This window comes from Flavobacterium branchiophilum NBRC 15030 = ATCC 35035 (assembly GCF_002217205.1).
Lineage (GTDB): Bacteria > Bacteroidota > Bacteroidia > Flavobacteriales > Flavobacteriaceae > Flavobacterium > Flavobacterium branchiophilum.
Genome location: NZ_MUGT01000215.1, coordinates 1 through 537 on the forward strand (window position 1 = coordinate 1; position 537 = coordinate 537).

The following is a 537-nucleotide window of genomic DNA, read 5'->3' on the forward strand; positions in this document are numbered from 1 at the left end:
AGCGCAAGCAACAATAAGAGAAAGATGTAAATAAGATTACAAAACATTACTCTCGCTGTTAGTTCAACATAATAAAAAAAAACAGAGTCTCGTAGCTCAGCTGGTTAGAGTACTACACTGATAATGTAGGGGTCCCCAGTTCGAGTCTGGGCGGGACTACAAACGTTCATATACATAAGAAGGAAATTCTAGGGTTGAAAAATTACGAATTACAAAAAATTCCTAATTCATAATTCACAATTCATAATTCACAATTCATAATTAAATTGGGGGATTAGCTCAGCTGGCTAGAGCGCCTGCCTTGCACGCAGGAGGTCATCGGTTCGACTCCGATATTCTCCACAAAAGCCCCCCAACCCCCTAAAGGGGAGTTGACAACTAGTTCCCCTTTGTGAGCTAGGGGGCTGGAAAGTTCATTGACATATTGAGATAAAAACATTTAAAAAGTAGAAAGTAGATACGCGATTAATCGCGTATAAAATAAATGTGTCATTTATTGCATATAACGTAAATAAGCAATTTATTGCATATTTAAAA

Annotated in this window: 2 tRNA genes; both read left to right on the top strand. The window is 37.4% G+C overall.

Going from position 1 to position 537, the window contains the following annotated elements:
• Nucleotides 1-85: 85 nt before the first annotated feature.
• Nucleotides 86-159: transfer RNA gene (locus B0A58_RS15955), tRNA-Ile, on the top strand.
• A 109-nt stretch (nucleotides 160-268) separates the two neighbouring features.
• Nucleotides 269-342: transfer RNA gene (locus B0A58_RS15960), tRNA-Ala, on the top strand.
• The last annotated feature ends 195 nt before the right edge of the window (nucleotides 343-537 follow it).